Annotated in this window: 14 protein-coding genes; 12 read left to right on the top strand and 2 right to left on the bottom strand. The window is 63.3% G+C overall.

All coding sequences use genetic code 11. The features are described 5' to 3' along the window. The first annotated feature begins 35 nt into the window (after positions 1-35). From CSC94_RS07570 to CSC94_RS07545, 6 genes are all read left to right on the top strand, one after another. Positions 36-1,028 carry a DUF4424 domain-containing protein gene (locus CSC94_RS07570; protein ID WP_099305544.1) on the top strand — a complete coding sequence of 331 codons (993 nt, stop codon included), beginning with the start codon at positions 36-38 and terminating at the stop codon, positions 1,026-1,028. 30 nt (positions 1,029-1,058) lie between these two features. Next, on the top strand, positions 1,059-1,601 hold the full coding sequence (locus CSC94_RS07565; protein WP_099305542.1) for a dihydrofolate reductase: 543 nt from the start codon (positions 1,059-1,061) through the stop codon (positions 1,599-1,601). A gap of 164 nt (positions 1,602-1,765) precedes the next feature. Continuing rightward, a complete protein-coding gene (gene hflK, locus CSC94_RS07560; RefSeq protein ID WP_099305540.1) occupies positions 1,766-2,866 on the top strand; it encodes an FtsH protease activity modulator HflK in 1,101 nt (366 codons plus the stop codon). Next, entirely contained in the window at positions 2,863-3,861 is a 999-nt protein-coding gene (gene hflC / locus CSC94_RS07555; protein ID WP_099305538.1) for a protease modulator HflC, read from the top strand. Before hflK ends, hflC begins: the two co-directional genes overlap by 4 nt. 13 nt (positions 3,862-3,874) lie before the next feature. Beyond that, on the top strand, positions 3,875-4,060 hold the full coding sequence (locus CSC94_RS07550; RefSeq protein ID WP_099305536.1) for a DUF2065 domain-containing protein: 186 nt from the start codon (positions 3,875-3,877) through the stop codon (positions 4,058-4,060). 116 nt (positions 4,061-4,176) lie between these two features. Continuing rightward, the gene (locus CSC94_RS07545) at positions 4,177-5,679 is read left to right on the top strand and encodes a DegQ family serine endoprotease (protein WP_099305535.1); all 1,503 of its coding nucleotides are present in this window, start codon (positions 4,177-4,179) and stop codon (positions 5,677-5,679) included. Positions 5,680-5,698: 19 nt separating this feature from the next. Here CSC94_RS07545 and serB read toward each other — a convergent pair whose 3' ends face one another. Beyond that, positions 5,699-6,586: a phosphoserine phosphatase SerB gene (serB, locus tag CSC94_RS07540; RefSeq protein ID WP_099305533.1), complete on the bottom strand. Its 888-nt coding sequence runs from the start codon at positions 6,584-6,586 to the stop codon at positions 5,699-5,701. Positions 6,587-6,599: 13 nt separating this feature from the next. On the opposite strand from serB, the gene miaA reads away from it, so the two are divergent. Together miaA and CSC94_RS07530 are read left to right on the top strand one after the other, a co-directional pair. Further along, positions 6,600-7,502, top strand: coding sequence for a tRNA (adenosine(37)-N6)-dimethylallyltransferase MiaA (gene miaA / locus CSC94_RS07535; protein ID WP_099305972.1), 903 nt, complete (start codon positions 6,600-6,602; stop codon positions 7,500-7,502). A gap of 145 nt (positions 7,503-7,647) precedes the next feature. Next, entirely contained in the window at positions 7,648-8,403 is a 756-nt protein-coding gene (locus CSC94_RS07530) for a GGDEF domain-containing protein (RefSeq protein ID WP_099305531.1), read from the top strand. Positions 8,404-8,635: 232 nt separating this feature from the next. Here CSC94_RS07530 and CSC94_RS07525 read toward each other — a convergent pair whose 3' ends face one another. Next, positions 8,636-10,717, bottom strand: coding sequence for an ATP-binding protein (locus CSC94_RS07525; protein ID WP_099305530.1), 2,082 nt, complete (start codon positions 10,715-10,717; stop codon positions 8,636-8,638). A 319-nt stretch (positions 10,718-11,036) separates the two neighbouring features. Here CSC94_RS07525 and CSC94_RS07520 point away from each other — a divergent pair, with 319 nt between their 5' ends. Genes CSC94_RS07520 through ilvN form a run of 4 tightly spaced genes read left to right on the top strand, consistent with a single transcriptional unit; the run spans position 11,037 to position 14,907 of the window. Continuing rightward, positions 11,037-12,824, top strand: a complete 1,788-nt coding sequence (locus CSC94_RS07520; protein WP_099305528.1) for an acetolactate synthase 3 large subunit — start codon at positions 11,037-11,039, stop codon at positions 12,822-12,824. A 1-nt stretch (position 12,825) separates the two neighbouring features. Next, positions 12,826-13,419 carry a hypothetical protein gene (locus tag CSC94_RS07515; RefSeq protein ID WP_099305526.1) on the top strand — a complete coding sequence of 198 codons (594 nt, stop codon included), beginning with the start codon at positions 12,826-12,828 and terminating at the stop codon, positions 13,417-13,419. After that, complete coding sequence (locus CSC94_RS07510; RefSeq protein WP_099305524.1) at positions 13,416-14,321, top strand: DMT family transporter; 906 nt, start codon at positions 13,416-13,418, stop codon at positions 14,319-14,321. The genes CSC94_RS07515 and CSC94_RS07510 overlap by 4 nt, the downstream gene beginning before the upstream one ends. A gap of 13 nt (positions 14,322-14,334) precedes the next feature. Beyond that, positions 14,335-14,907, top strand: coding sequence for an acetolactate synthase small subunit (ilvN, locus tag CSC94_RS07505; protein WP_099305522.1), 573 nt, complete (start codon positions 14,335-14,337; stop codon positions 14,905-14,907). Positions 14,908-14,964: the final 57 nt, after the last annotated feature.

Genomic DNA, 14,964 nt, shown 5'->3' with positions numbered 1-14,964 from the left:
ATCATGCAACAGGTTGAAAAAGGGAGACGTGGTCCATGCTCAAGCGGCTTATCCTGATTGCGGCAATCCTGGTCGAAGGGTTCGGCGTTTCCGTTCAAGCCAATGATTCCGTGGCTGAAATCGGCGCTGGCGGGGTGATGCTCGGGCGGAACGACCTGATCCGCCTGGAGCGCGAGGATCTCGCCATCTCGGCGGACCTAGTCACCGTCGACTACGTCTTCGTCAACGAAAGCGATACCGACATCGAAACGATCGTCGCCTTTCCCATGCCGGCGATCCAGGCCGAATACGACAGCGCCATTTCGGTGCCGGAGCAGCAGAACGACAACTTTCTCGGCTTCTCGGTGGAGCTCGATGGTCGCGCCATCGTGCCGAAGCTCGACCAGCGGGCCGTCGCCGCGGGGGTGGACGTGACGGGCGACCTGGCGGAACGTGGCATCCCGCTGCTGCCGGTCGCCGACGAGACACGGTCTGCGCTCGGTCGCCTGCCCGCGGACGTGCTTGCGGACTGGACCGCGCGCGGGATCGTGCAATCGCAGACCTATGATGCCGGAAAAGGGCCGGTAACCGAGGTCATCGCGCGGTGGGAACTCCGGTCGGCTTATTGGTGGACGGCGCGTTTCCCGGCCGGAAAGGCCGTTTCGGTTTCGCACCGCTACCGGCCGGCCGTCGGCGCCTCGGCAGGTCTCAATTTCATCTGGGATGACCAGCGCAGCGACTTCTACGACGAGTATGCGAGAAAATACTGCATGGACGACGCGTTCGAACGGGCCGTGCGGCGCAAGCTGGCCGCCGGCGGCGCATGGGAGCAGCGCATCGATTACATCCTGACGTCGGGCGGAAACTGGGCCAATGGCGTGATTGGCACCTTTCATCTGACCGTGGACAAGGGCGCGACCAACACCCTCGTTTCGTTCTGCGGAACAGGGGTCGAGAAAACCGGCCCGACCCGGTTCGAGATGACCGCGAAGGACTTTTATCCCGAGAAGGACATTCACATCCTTCTCGTCCAGCCGGCCGCGCAGTAGCCGGCCTTTCAAGACCGGAGAAGGGCAGCCATGGAACTCGCCATCGTCGTCGCCGCGGCACTCAATAACGTGATCGGGCGCGAGGGGACAATGCCCTGGCATCTCTCGACCGATCTGAAGCGTTTCAAGGCGCTGACCATGGGATGCCCGGTCATCATGGGGCGCAAGACCTTCGAAAGCATCGGCAAGCCCTTGCCGGGCCGGCTGAACATCGTCGTGACGCGTGACTTCGACTGGGAAGCCGAGGGCGTTATCCGGGTGAGTTCGCTGGAAGCCGCGCTGGAATTGGCGACTGCCAACATCAAGGCGGCGGAGCGGGATGCCGCCGACACTGACGAGGAGCCGCCGGAACTGGACATCTGCGTTATCGGTGGCGGCCAGATCTATGGTCAGGCACTGGCACTGGCCGACGTGGTGCACATGACGCGCGTGCTGGCGGAGATCGAGGGCGACACGGTGTTCCCACCCCTTGATTCGGACACCTGGGAGCTGGTTTCCAGCGAGGATGTCCATGCCGGGCCCAGGGACAGCCATCAGACACGATACGAGGTCTGGGCGCGTCGCAAGCCCTGACACGCTGCGACAAATGCGCATCGGGGTGCCCTGCCGTTCATTTTAATGTCCGGAATTGTTTGCCTTTCGGGCCGGTGTCGTTGAAAGCGGATCGGCGGCTTCCTATAACGGGTGGACATTCGGGTTTGAGCGACCTGCGGGCAATGCAGGACAAAGGAGAATAGATGCCCTGGAGCAATCAAGGAGGAGGCGGCGGCCCATGGGGGGGCGGCGGCAACAATGGCGGCGGCAACGGTGGCCCATGGGGGCAGGGGCCGCAGGGTCCTCGTGGACCGCAGGGATCCCCGCCCGATCTTGAGGACATCATCCGCAAGGGACAGGACCGTTTGAAGCAGGCGATCCCGGGCGGATCGGGCGGCCCGGCCCTGTTCGGACTGATCGGTGCCGGCCTCGTGGCGTTGTGGCTGGTTCAGTGCGTGTACACGATCCAGCCGGACCAGCTCGGCGTCGAGTTGCGGCTTGGCAAACCCAAGAACGAGATTTCCGAACCGGGGCTGCATTTTCATTTCTGGCCGGTTGAAACGGTCGAGAAGGCAACGACGGCCGAGAAACTCACCACAATCGGATCCGGTTCGGGCAGCCGTGCGAATTCCGGGCTGATGCTTTCCGGCGACCAGAACATCGTCGATGTGACCTTCTCCGTGGCCTACCAGGTATCGAGTCCAAAGGAATATCTCTTCGACGTCGCCGATCCGGACGAAATGCTCCGGTCGGTCGCCGAGAGCGCGATGCGTGAAGTGGTCGGACGCCGCCAGGCGCAGGACGTCTTCCGCGACGATCGCCAGGGCATCGAGGACGATGTGCGGCAGACCGTTCAGGCGACGATGGACCAGTATGGTGCCGGCCTGAACGTCAACGCGATCTCCATCGAGGACGCTTCGCCGCCGCGCGAGGTGGCCGATGCCTTCGACGAGGTTCAGCGCGCCGAGCAGGATGAAGACCGCTTCCGCGAAGAGGCGAACCAGTATGCCAACCAGAAGCTGGGCCAGGCCCGCGGTGAAGCGGCACAGGTCCGCGAAGACGCGGCCGCCTATGCCAACAGGATCGTGCAGGAAGCGACGGGTGAAGCCCAGCGTTTCGTCTCGGTCTTCGACGAGTACAAGAAGGCGCCCGAGGTGACGCGAAAGCGAATGTTCCTGGAGACGATGGAAAAGGTGCTGGGTGACTCCAACAAGGTGATCATCGAACAGAAGAGCAGCGGATCGGGGGTCGTTCCCTACCTGCCGCTCAACGAACTGACGCCGCGGGGAGGGAACCAGCAATGAACAGGCTTCCCGTCATCGGCGGCGTGATCGCCGTCATCGCCGTCCTGATCTATTCCTCGATCTTCGTCGTGAACGCCCGCCAGCAGGCCATCGTCCTGCGGTTCGGCGAGATCGTCGATGTCAAGTCCGATCCGGGCCTCTACTTCAAGCTGCCCTTCGGTTTCGCCGGGGCCGACAACGTCCAGATCATCGAGAAGCGCATCATGCGGTTCAACCTCGATGACATCCGCGTGCAGGTGTCGGGCGGCAAGTTCTACCTTGTCGATGCCTTCATGGCCTACCGCATCGAGAACCCGCGGGTGTTCCGCCAGGCCGTTTCAGGCCAGATCGTGCTGGCCGAGCAGCGGTTGCGCACGCGCATGGATGCCGCGTTGCGCCGTGTCTACGGTCTTCGCGGGTTCGAGGCGGCTCTCTCGGCCGAGCGGACCGAGATGATGCGTGAAGTGGCGCAGCAACTTTCGACCGACGCAGCTTCTCTGGGGCTGAAGATCGAGGACGTGCGTATCCGCCGTACCGACCTGACCCAGGAAGTCTCGGAACAGACCTACAACCGCATGAAGGCTGAGCGCCTCGCCGAGGCGGAACGTCTTCGGGCGCGCGGGCGTGAAGCGGCGCAGACGATCCGGGCGCGGGCTGACCGCCAGGTCGTCGAGATCGTCGCCGCGGCACGCAAGGAGTCCGAGATCGTTCGCGGCAAGGGCGAAGGCGAACGCAACCGCATTTTCGCCGACGCCTTCACGAAGGATCCGGAGTTCTTCGAGTTCTATCGTTCGATGAGCGCATACCGGAATGCCCTGAACAAGGAAGGGACCACCATGGTGCTGTCCCCGGATACGGAGTTCTTCCGGTATTTCGGGAACGCCGATGGACCCTCCGGTGCCGCTCCCGGCCAGCCGGCTGCCGGCACGGCCCCGGCGACCGGCAACGCAAGCCAGGCTCCGGCAGCGGCGGCTGGCGATGCAAGCCAGGCCACGGCGCCGGCATCGTCCGAGTGACGGGCCAGGCTTCGTGAACGACTTCCTGACCGCCCTCGGACTCCTTCTGGTGTTCGAGGGCGTTCTTTATGGCGGGTTCCCGACGCTCGTGCGGCGCATGGCCGAACACCTTCGCATCATGCCTGACAGTGCTCTCAGGATATCGGGGCTGGTCGCCGCGGCGGCCGGCGTTGCTCTCGTCTGGCTCGTGCGTGGATAACACGATTGTCAGCCCGGAGCTTCGAAACGGGTCTGTGAAAAAAGATCTTTCCGCCCTAATCTCTCTCCAACGCCAGAGCAATGTTGGCTGCTTCGTTCCAGACCGGAGAACTTTCCATGGTGTCGAGAACCGTTCGCGCGTCGCTGCGCCTTACCCTTTTCGCGATCGCTGCCGCGGTTGCCGTGACAGCGACCCCCGTTGCCTTGCTGGTGTCGGCGCCGGTGGCCGCGCAGCAGCAGGGTCCGGCCTCGGTCGCGGACCTGGCCGGGCACCTTCTCGACGCCGTCGTGAATGTCGCGACAACCCAGAGCACCGGCGGTGACGAGGAGGATGTTCCGGTCCCGGACATCCCGGAGGGGTCGCCGTTCAAGGACTATTTCGACGAGTTTTTCCGTGACCGGGGCAAGCGCGGCGGACCGCGCAAGCAGAACTCCCTTGGCTCGGGCTTCATCATCGACGCCAGGGAAGGCATCGTGGTGACAAACAATCACGTCATCGACGGCGCGGATGGCATCGAGGTCGTCTTCAACGACGGGGAAAAGGTGTCGGCCAAGCTGCTCGGTACCGACACGAAGACCGACATCGCCGTTCTGAAGATCGACCCGGCGAAACACCCGCTGAAGGAAGTACCGTTCGGCGATTCCACGAAGATGCGCATCGGCGACTGGGTCATGGCGATCGGCAACCCTTTCGGCCTTGGCGGAACCGTGACCGTGGGCATCATCTCTGCCATCAATCGCGACATCAATTCAGGGCCCTACGACGATTTCATCCAGACCGATGCGGCGATCAACCGGGGCAATTCCGGCGGGCCGCTGTTCAACATGGATGGCGAGGTCATCGGCATCAACACGGCCATCATCTCCCCGTCCGGCGGCTCGATCGGCATCGGATTCTCGATCCCGTCGAAGCTTGCCACGACGGTCATCAACCAGTTGCGCGAATTCGGTGAAACGCGGCGCGGCTGGCTTGGCGTGCGTATCCAGCCGGTGACCGACGAGATCGCCGAAAGCCTCGGTATGAAAAAGGCGCGCGGCGCGCTGGTCGCCGGTATCGTCAAGGGCGGCCCGGTCGACAATGGATCGATCCTGGCCGGCGACGTGATCGTCGAGTTCGACGGACGGCCGGTCGATCACATGCGCGACCTGCCGCGCATCGTCGCCGAAAGCCCTGTCGGCAAGGCGGTCGACGTGACCGTCGTTCGCAAGGGCGAGGAAGTGACCGTTCCGGTTACCCTCGGCCGCCTGGAAGATGGCGAAAAGCTGGCTTCGGCCGACGATGCCAGCAAGAGCGGGGATGCCGACCAGGCGCCGGTTACGACGGCAAAGGCGCTCGGCATGACGCTCGGCGAACTCGACAGCGACGCGCGTCAGGACTTCGGCATCAGCGACGATGTTTCCGGCGTCCTGATCACCGCCGTGGACGCGAATTCAATGGCAGCGGAACGCGGTGTCGTCGCAGGTGATGTCATCACCGAAATCGCGCAGGAGTCGGTCAGTCAGCCGCAGGACGTGCTGGACAAGATCGAGGACCTGAAAAGCCAGGGACGCAAGAACGCCCTGCTGATGCTGTCCTCCAAGACCGGCGAATTGCGCTTCGTCACCATCCGCATGGACTGATCAGCGCGGGCGCAGGCCTTCAGGTCACGAAGTCGGTTCTGCGGTAGCCCTGGATGTAGAGGAGCGCGGTCAGGTCGCCATGGTCGATGCGCATGGCGGCCTGCGCGGCAACCGAGCGCTTGGCATGCAGGGCAACGCCGCTTCCGGCATTCAGGATCATCGCAAGGTCATTGGCCCCGTCGCCCACGACAATGGCGTCCCGCGGCGTGAGGTTCAGCCGGCGGGCCGTCTCTTCCAGTGCATCCAGCTTTGCCTGCTTGCCGAGAATGGGTTCGGCAACGGCGCCGGACAGGCGGCCGTCTTCCTCCAGCAGCAGATTGGCGCGGTGCTCATCGAAGCCGACCATCCTTGCGACCCTCGAGGTGAAGGCGGTGAAGCCGCCTGAAACAAGGACCGTGTAGGCGCCGTTCGCCTTCATGGTCGCGATCAGTTCCTTGCCGCCCGGAGTCAGGGTTATCCGCGTGTTGACGACATGTTCGATGATGGTATGGGGAAGCCCTTTCAACAGGGAAACCCGTTCCCGCAAGGCCGGTTCGAACTCGATCTCGCCATTCATCGCACGTTCGGTGATGTCGGCGATGTGCTTCTTGATGCCGGCTTCCTCGGCCAGTTCATCGATGCATTCCTGCTGGATCATGGTGGAGTCCATGTCCGCCAGGAGGATCTTCTTGCGCCTTGCCTCGGCCTCCTGCACGACGATATCCACCGGCTCGCCCTGAATGGCCTCGCGCAGCGCGGCTTCTGCCTGTTCTGTTTCAGTACCGGTTTTCAGGGCGATGTCGCAGGCAATGCCGTCGGCCAGCCAGTAGAGGCCGCTTGCATCGACGGCGGCAAACGCCTTATCCCCAAGCGACGGTGTCAGGGCGCGTTCGCGCGGGTTGGCGATCAGGGTTGCGACGAGGCTCATGGACAGGATCCCGATGATGCGGACAGCGGTGGAGAATGCGATCCTGATAGCGGGGCCAACGGCCAGCGGCAAGACGGCTCTTGCAGTGGACCTGGCTCGAAAGCACGGTGGCCTGATCATCAATGCCGATTCCATGCAGGTCTACGACGTGCTGAACGTCCTGACGGCACGACCCACGGCTGACGAACTGGCCGCGGCGCCGCACGTGCTGTTCGGCCATGTCAGTCCGCTGGAAACCTATTCGACCGGCGCCTGGCTGAGAGATGCGGCGGACGTCCTGACAGACCGTCTGCAGGGCCGCCGGCCGATTTTTGTCGGGGGAACAGGCCTCTATTTCCGCGCGCTGTTCGGCGGCCTGTCCGAAATGCCGGATATCCCGGCCGATCTTCGGGTCCGGCTGAGAGAGCAGATGGTTGCCGAAGGGCCCGAAGCCATGCACCGGCTGCTCTCGTCCCTCGATCCGGCGGGCGCCGAAACTTTCAACCCGCGGGACGGGCAGCGTATCCTTCGGGCGCTGGAAGTCGTCGAAGCGAGCGGGAAGCCGATCGCCTACTGGCAGGAGCAGCGGGGTGCCGCGCTCGTCGATGATGCGACATCGCGAAAGATCGTACTCGAACCGGACCGCCGCTGGCTGAGAAACCGCATCACGAGACGGTTCGAACTGATGATGGACCAGGGCGCGACTGACGAGGTCGAGCGGCTCCTGGCCTTGTCTCCGTCGCCGGATCTCCCCGCGATGAAGGCCATCGGGGTTCGCCAAATCGCAGCCATGCTGTCCGGCGACTTGGATGCCGGTTCCGCCATCGCCGATGCCATCACGGCCAGCCATCAGTATGCGAAACGGCAATCAACGTGGTTTCGCAACCAGCTCGGACCGGATTGGGAGCGCATCCAACCGGACCAGCTTCCGAAATGACGCATTAACCAAATGGTCAACAACCGTTGGATGGAGGCGCCGCCGATCCTCTTTTCCGACCCCATTCGCCGGATGTTTAACTCGTGTTTAGAGGTGAATCCTCTATACCACCACCAGTCGATCCGTGGCAGGAGTTGCGCACGTTATGCGTTTTCACAAGGCGGAACTTGCCTTCTTCATCTTGTTGGCACTGCTCCTGGGCAGTGCCGGCTTGCTGGCGGCATGGCTGTTCCGCTCCGGTCTGCTGCATCCTGGAAACCTGCCGACGATTGCCCTGACGATCGAGGGCGTCGCGGTCGTATTCGGCGGACTATATTTCTACCCGGTGCTTCGCCGTCAGGTCCGCGAGGAAAGCCATCTCAGGGCGATGACGCAGTCGCTGTCGCGGCGGTCTGAGGACCTGCAGCATGCGGCCCTGACCGACGGTCTGACCGGCATGCAGAACCGGCGCTATTTCGATGACGCCCTGGCGCAATACCTGGAGGAGTTCAGCCGGATCAATCGTCCGGTCGGACTGATGATCCTCGACCTCGACCATTTCAAGCTGGTCAATGATACCCACGGACACGATGTCGGCGACGAGGTGCTGAAGGCCGTTGCCGCGTGCCTGCGCGAATTCACGCGCTATCATGACGTCGTGGCCAGGCTTGGCGGCGAGGAATTCGCCATCGTCGCGCCCAACATGGATTCCGATGCGCTCACCAAGTTCGCCGACCGGATTCGCATGGCCATCGGCCAGCTCACGATCTCGGCCGGGAATGTCCGCATCCGGATCACCACCAGTGTCGGGGTGGCCATCTGGAATGGGCGGGAGAATTCGGATGCGCTTTACCGGCGTGCCGATGCCGTTCTCTACAAGGCCAAGCGGGAAGGCCGGAACCGGGTTTGCACCGCGGCCTGACCGCTCTCGCGTGGTATCAACGGCTGCGGGTTTTACGCTGGCGGAGCGAGACAGGCGAACGCCGTCCCGACCGAGGTTCGCCATTTTTCACAAAATCGAGGCGCTTCGTACGCTGGCCCGCCTGATCCGGCCGCGGCTGCATTTTCCCCCGCGTGATTTGCGTCGGGCTTTGCCGATTCATTGTCGGGCTGCGCCCGGTCTCATGCCGGTAAGGGGATGGTCCCGCCTGCCGTCAGCGGCGCGAGCGGAAGTCGCGGATCAGGCTGTTTCCTTCGCGGCCTTCTCCCGATGACGGTTCGCGGGCCGGCGGGGGAGGCGGGCTTTTTGCCCTGAACATCCGGCTGCCCTCGCTTCCATAGGGAGCCGGTCTTTGGGCGGTCGTCTCAGACTGGTAGGAAAATTCGGGACCGGCCCGGCGTTCCTCGAGCGGCGGCGGAGAAGCGAACTGGGACCGCAGGCTGCCGGCCCCGGTGGCATCACGGGCCGTGGCTGCGCTCCGGAGACCTTCGCGTGGCGCCGATTGCAGCTTTTCCAGAACGCCTGCCGGAGCAGCCACCGCCGCTGCGAGTGTATCGGCATCGAACTCGGCGCCAAAGGACTGGGAGTCCTCGAGCCAGGAATCCGGGCCGTCGTCGTCCTCGACCGTGTCGTCGTTGCGGATCCGGCGAAGGATGTTGTGCAGGGAAATGTCCGCGCTGCCGGATTTCAGGCGGGCCTGCTGCTCGTAGATATGGGCACCCGGAAGGTCCTTCTCGGCGATGGTCTCGAAGACCATGCGCATCGGCGACTGGAAAGCCTCGCCGAAGGCAATGCATTCCCTGTTGGCGATCGACGAGAGGAAATTGGTGAGCGAGCGCGCCGCGCCGGTGATGGCCAGCTTGATGATCTCCTGGTCGTGCTCGTTGCCGAGCCGCATGGCAAAGATCGTGTTGCACTGCGACAGGATCGTCTGGTCCAGTTCTCCGGGCCGCTGCGTCACGACGCCGAGATAGACGCCATACTTGCGGCCTTCCTTGGCGATCCGGGCGATGGCCTGACGGGTCGGCCAGAAACCGGCGTCCTGCGACGCGGGGATGTAACGGTGGGCTTCCTCGCAGACGACCAGCGTCTGCAAGGCACCATCGGAATTCAGCGCGAGGTCGAAGGACATCCGGCAGAAGACCGACACGACCGAGTTGACCACTTCCGACGGAAGATTCGACATGTCGAACACGCAGATCGGTTTGCCGTTCTGCGGAATCCGGAAAACGTGGCTCAGGATGGCGGGCATGGTGTCGCTCACCGTCTTCGAGCCGAACATGAAGCGGAAGCGGGGATCGTTGAGCAGGGCTTCCAGGCGGTTGTGCAGCGCGCGGAGATGTGGACGATCTGCCTTGCCGTCAAGCTTTCCGGCGCGGGCGTCGATCAGGGAAAGCAGATCGACCATCCGGTAGGGTACCGGCGTGTCGGCCGTCAGTGCCGTCGTGTCGCGTTCCTTCTTGAGGACCGATGCCGCGCCGCCGCCGCCCTCGCTGCGGCGATACCGCTCCTTGGCGACCGGAATCAGGTCGCGCAGGGCATCGAGTTCGTTGGGAACGGGCGTACGGCCGCGGAACACGACCTCGGCGAACTCCTCCAACCGGAACATCCAGAAGGGAAGATCCAGCCGGTTCGCATCGACCGTGATCGCCTGATCCGCGAATGCGGTCGTGAATTCATTATGCGGATCCAGCAGCAGGACGCGGATATCGGGCCGCTTCTCGACGACCTTTCTGAGAACGAGCGTGACCGCCGTCGACTTGCCGACACCTGTCGTCCCGACGATGGCAAAGTGGCGCGCGAGGAGCCTGTCGACGTCGAGCAGAGCGGGGATGCTCCGCTCCTGCGTGAGTTCACCGATCTGGACCGCGTTGGGCGAGACATTGGCGTAGATTGCCTGGAGGTCGGCGGACCTGATCCGGTGCGCGATCGCGCCCATGAAGGGATAATTGGCGATACCGGAGGAGAAGGTCGTCTTGCCCCGCGCGTCGGTCGCTACCTGTCCGACCATCTCGACGTGAACATGGATCATGTTCTTCGCGGCATTGTCCCAGGTTTCCACGGGGACATCGACCTTGAAGATCAGGCCGACAAGGCGGGCGTCATCGACGCGGATCGAAATCATCTGGCCAACGGCCCAGTAATCGTCCGATCCCGCTGCCTGCTTGCCTGCCTCGGCCGCGATGATCGCGCGCTCGCCATCGCAGGCGATGACATGGCCTTCGGTCCGGTTCCGGACAAGTGGCGCACCGCCTGGAGAGGTTGTCTTGTCCTGGCCGCCCTGCACTTCGGTCATGCCTTCTCCCTGAACTTGAGACGTCATATTAGTCTCAACTGGTTAAAGTCTGGTGCACCGCCGTGCCCGACTTGTTCCAGAACAAGCGCAATTGGCGCATTTGCGCTGTTGACGTTTCGGCATCGTGGGGAATAAATAGCGCCCATGAACATGACCGACATCATCCTCGTAGTACGTGAGCGCATGGGCAGAAGGGCTTAACCCTTCGGCGACAGCCACCCATGCGCGAAAACAGGCCCTCCCAAGGGCCTTTTTTATTGCCCGGAATAGAGCTAAACGACCAACCGCTGCTGGAAAACGTGAAGAGACGGGACTGACCATGGCACAGGAAAATGAAACGGGCGCCGGACGTGAAATGACGGGCGCCGAAATGGTTTTGCAGGCAATGGCCGACAACGGCGTGGAGCACGTTTTCGGATATCCCGGCGGCGCCGTTCTCCCGATCTATGACGAGATCTTCCAGCAGGAAAAGATCCAGCACATCCTCGTTCGTCACGAGCAGGGGGCCGGTCACGCTGCCGAGGGCTATGCCCGCTCGACCGGCAAGCCGGGCGTTGCACTGGTCACCTCCGGCCCGGGGGCTACCAACATGGTCACCCCGCTGCAGGACGCGCTGATGGATTCCATCCCGCTCGTCTGCATCACGGGCCAGGTGCCGACGTCGCTCATCGGTTCGGACGGTTTTCAGGAATGCGATACGGTGGGTATCACGCGCCCCTGCACGAAGCACAACTGGTTGGTCAAGGATGTCAACGAGTTGCCGCGTATTCTGCATGAAGCGTTCAAGGTCGCCACAACCGGGCGTCCCGGGCCGGTCGTCGTCGACATTCCCAAGGATGTCCAGTTCGCCACGGGCCGCTACATGCCGCCTCAGCAGGTGTCCCGGCCGAGTTACCAGCCGCGTGTCCAGGGCGACCGCGAACAGATCAAGAAGGCCGTCGAACTGATGGCCGCGGCCAAGCGTCCGGTGATCTATTCGGGCGGCGGCGTCGTCAACGCCGGCACTGAAGCCTGCCACCTGCTTCGCGAACTCGTCGACCTGACCGGCTTCCCGATCACGTCGACCCTGATGGGACTGGGCGCCTACCCGGCCTCGGGCGATCACTGGCTCGGCATGCTCGGCATGCACGGGACCTACGAAGCCAACATGGCGATGCACGATTGTGACGTCATGGTGTGCATCGGGGCCCGGTTCGATGACCGGATCACCGGGCGGCTGGACGCGTTCTCGCCCAATTCGAAGAAGATCCATATCGATATCGACGCATCGCAGATCAACAAGAACGTTCACGTCGACATACCGATCATCGGCGACGCCGGGCGTATCCTGGAGGACATGGTCAGGCTGTGGCGTGCCACCGCCAATGCCGATCGCGCGGCCCTGAAAACCTGGGATGAGCAGATCGCGCGCTGGAAAGCGCGAAACAGCCTGGCCTATACGCCGAACGATTCCGTCATCATGCCGCAATATGCCGTCGAGCGGCTGTATGAACTGACGAAGGATCGCGACACCTACATCACGACCGAAGTCGGCCAGCACCAGATGTGGGCGGCGCAGTTCTACGGATTCGAGAAGCCCAATCGCTGGATGACATCGGGCGGACTGGGGACGATGGGTTACGGCCTGCCGGCGGCGCTCGGCGTTCAGATCGCCCATCCGGATGCACTCGTCATCGATATCGGAGGCGACGCGTCCGTCCAGATGACGATGCAGGAGATCTCGACAGCGGTGCAGTACGGGGCGCCGATCAAGATCTTCATCATGAACAACCACTACATGGGCATGGTTCGCCAATGGCAGCAGTTGCTGCACGGAAACCGCCTGTCCCATTCCTATTCCGAGGCGCTGCCGGATTTCGTCAGGCTTGCGGAGGCTTACGGCGCGCACGGCATCCGTTGCTCCAGGCCGGGCGATCTCGATGACGCGATCCAGGAGATGATCGACGTCAAGAAGCCGGTCATCTTCGATTGCGAAGTGGCGAACCTTGCCAATTGCTTCCCGATGATCCCGTCCGGCAAGGCACACAACGAAATGCTCCTGCCCGACGAGGCCACCGACGAAGCGGTTGCCAATGCCATCGGCGCGGAAGGCAAGGCGCTGGTGTAACGTGAACAGGCGCGGCTGGCTCCTTCCCCTGTTGCTGCTTATGCTGACCGCCTGCCAGACGGCCGGCGGCAACGGGGCATCGACAACGCTGGAGTCCGCCCGTCTCGAAGCAAAGGCGAAACCAGACGCCGAAGCTGTCCGGGGTCCGGTGCCCGCCGACGAGAAGAAGGCTGGAGTGCCGGGAGAAACGCGGGCCGATGCGCCGGTGCGCCCGCGTTCTGCCGCGCCGAGTGGCGGTGATCCGATCGTGGATGCCGTGGAGCGGGTCGGCCGTCTCCAGAAGGCGCAGGGAACGCTTGCGGCGATGGATACCGTCTTCCAGTGCTACGAAAAGGCGAGGGACCCCAGGGCGCCTATTCTCCTGGCCAAGACCTGCGCCGCGCAGGACTTCGCCGTTTCGAAAAGCGTCGAGGAAGGGCGTGCCAGGCGGGTCGGAGGCCAGGCCGATGTGAGGGCTTCGATCATTGCCCGCCGTGTTGCCCAGCGCATCGGCGCGCTCATGCAGCTCAAGGGAATGGGGCAGGCCGAATTCAACCGCTTCGGCCTCTATCTGCACCAGGTGGTCAAGCCGGCCCACATGCGAGCCATGTCATGAAGGCGAGGGACCTGCCTGGCTGGGCCGACTATGGCCTGCTGCTTCTGCTGGCAGCCTTCTGGGGCGGTTCGTTTTCGCTCGTCAAGCAGACCGTCGGCGACTATCCGCCCGCCTTCATGAGCATGGTTCGCCTGGCTATCGCCGGCGCGCTCATGGTCGGGGTCGCGGTGGCACTCGGGGAGCGCATCCGCTGGACACCGCGGGTGGCGTTCATGCTGATACTTATTGGCATCTTCGGAAACTCGCTGCCATTCAGCCTCATCGCCTGGGGCCAGCAGGTGGTGGATGCCGGGCTTGCCTCGATCCTGATGGGCGTCATGCCGATCGCGACGCTTCTCCTGGCGCATTTCCTTACCAGGGACGAACCGTTGACGACAGGCAAGATCGCCGGTGCCATCGTCGGGCTGATCGGGCTTGTCATCCTTGTCGGTCCGTCCGTCCTCTACCGGCTCGGGGATGATGGCGTGCGCCAGCTCGCGATCCTCGGCGCGGCTGTGTCCTACGGGATCAACGCCGTGCTGACGAAAACCATGCTCGGCCAGCCCCGACGCGCCGCAGCCGCGGCGCTGCTCGTCGCGGGGGCGGCCACCCTGCTGCCATTCTCGCTGGCGACGGAAGACTGGAACGCCATCAACCCCGGTGCGACGAGCACCGTGGCGATCATCCTTCTGGCCCTGTTCCCGACGGCGCTGGCATCTCTGATCGTGTTCACCGTCCTTGAACGCCAGGGGGCGGGTTTTTTCAGCCAGATCAATCTGCTGGTTCCACTGTTCGGCGTTTTCTGGGCCGTTGCCCTGCTTGGAGAACATCTTGATCCGCGCGCCCTGATCGCGCTCGGGGTCATCCTCGCCGGACTGGTCATCGCGCGCCAGTCGGCGCATAAGACATCACGTGTTGCCTGAAGGGAAGACGATCATGAACGCGCAATTGCAGCCCACCGGTTCCGCCTATTTCATCGAAAAGAGCCATGAAAAGCCGGAAAGCCACACGCTCTCGGTTCTCGTCGACAACGAGCCGGGCGTCCTGGCCCGCGTGATCGGTCTGTTTTCCGGCCGCGGCTACAACATCGAGAGCCTGACGGTTTCGGAAACGGAACAGGAGCGCCATCGCTCGCGCATCACCATCGTCACCAAGGGAACGCCCCACGTCCTGGAACAGATCAAGGCGCAACTGGAGCGTATCGTCCCCGTTCACCGGGTCGTCGACCTGACCGTGCGGGCAAGGGAACTCGGCAATGACAAGCCGGTCGAGCGCGAGCTTGCGCTCATCAAGGTCGCCGGGGCAGGTGACAAGCGCGTGGAAGCGCTGCGGCTGGCCGATGCCTTCCGCGCTTCGGTCATCGACGCCAATGTCAGCCATTTCATCTTCGAGATCACCGGCAAGCCTTCAAAGATCGATCAGTTCATCGCCATCATGGCGCCGCTCGGTCTGATCGAGGTCTGCCGGACGGGTATTGCCGCCCTGAACCGGGGCGACCAGGGCATGTGATCGGCCGGGCAGGAGTCATGGCGGCTGCAATTGCCCAAAGGCAGCCGTTGCCGGTCA

Origin of the sequence: Zhengella mangrovi (assembly GCF_002727065.1) — a bacterium.
GTDB classification, from domain to species: domain Bacteria; phylum Pseudomonadota; class Alphaproteobacteria; order Rhizobiales; family Rhizobiaceae; genus Zhengella; species Zhengella mangrovi.
The sequence above is the reverse complement of the archived record's forward strand: the minus strand, read 5'-3'. Positions and strand labels throughout refer to the sequence as shown.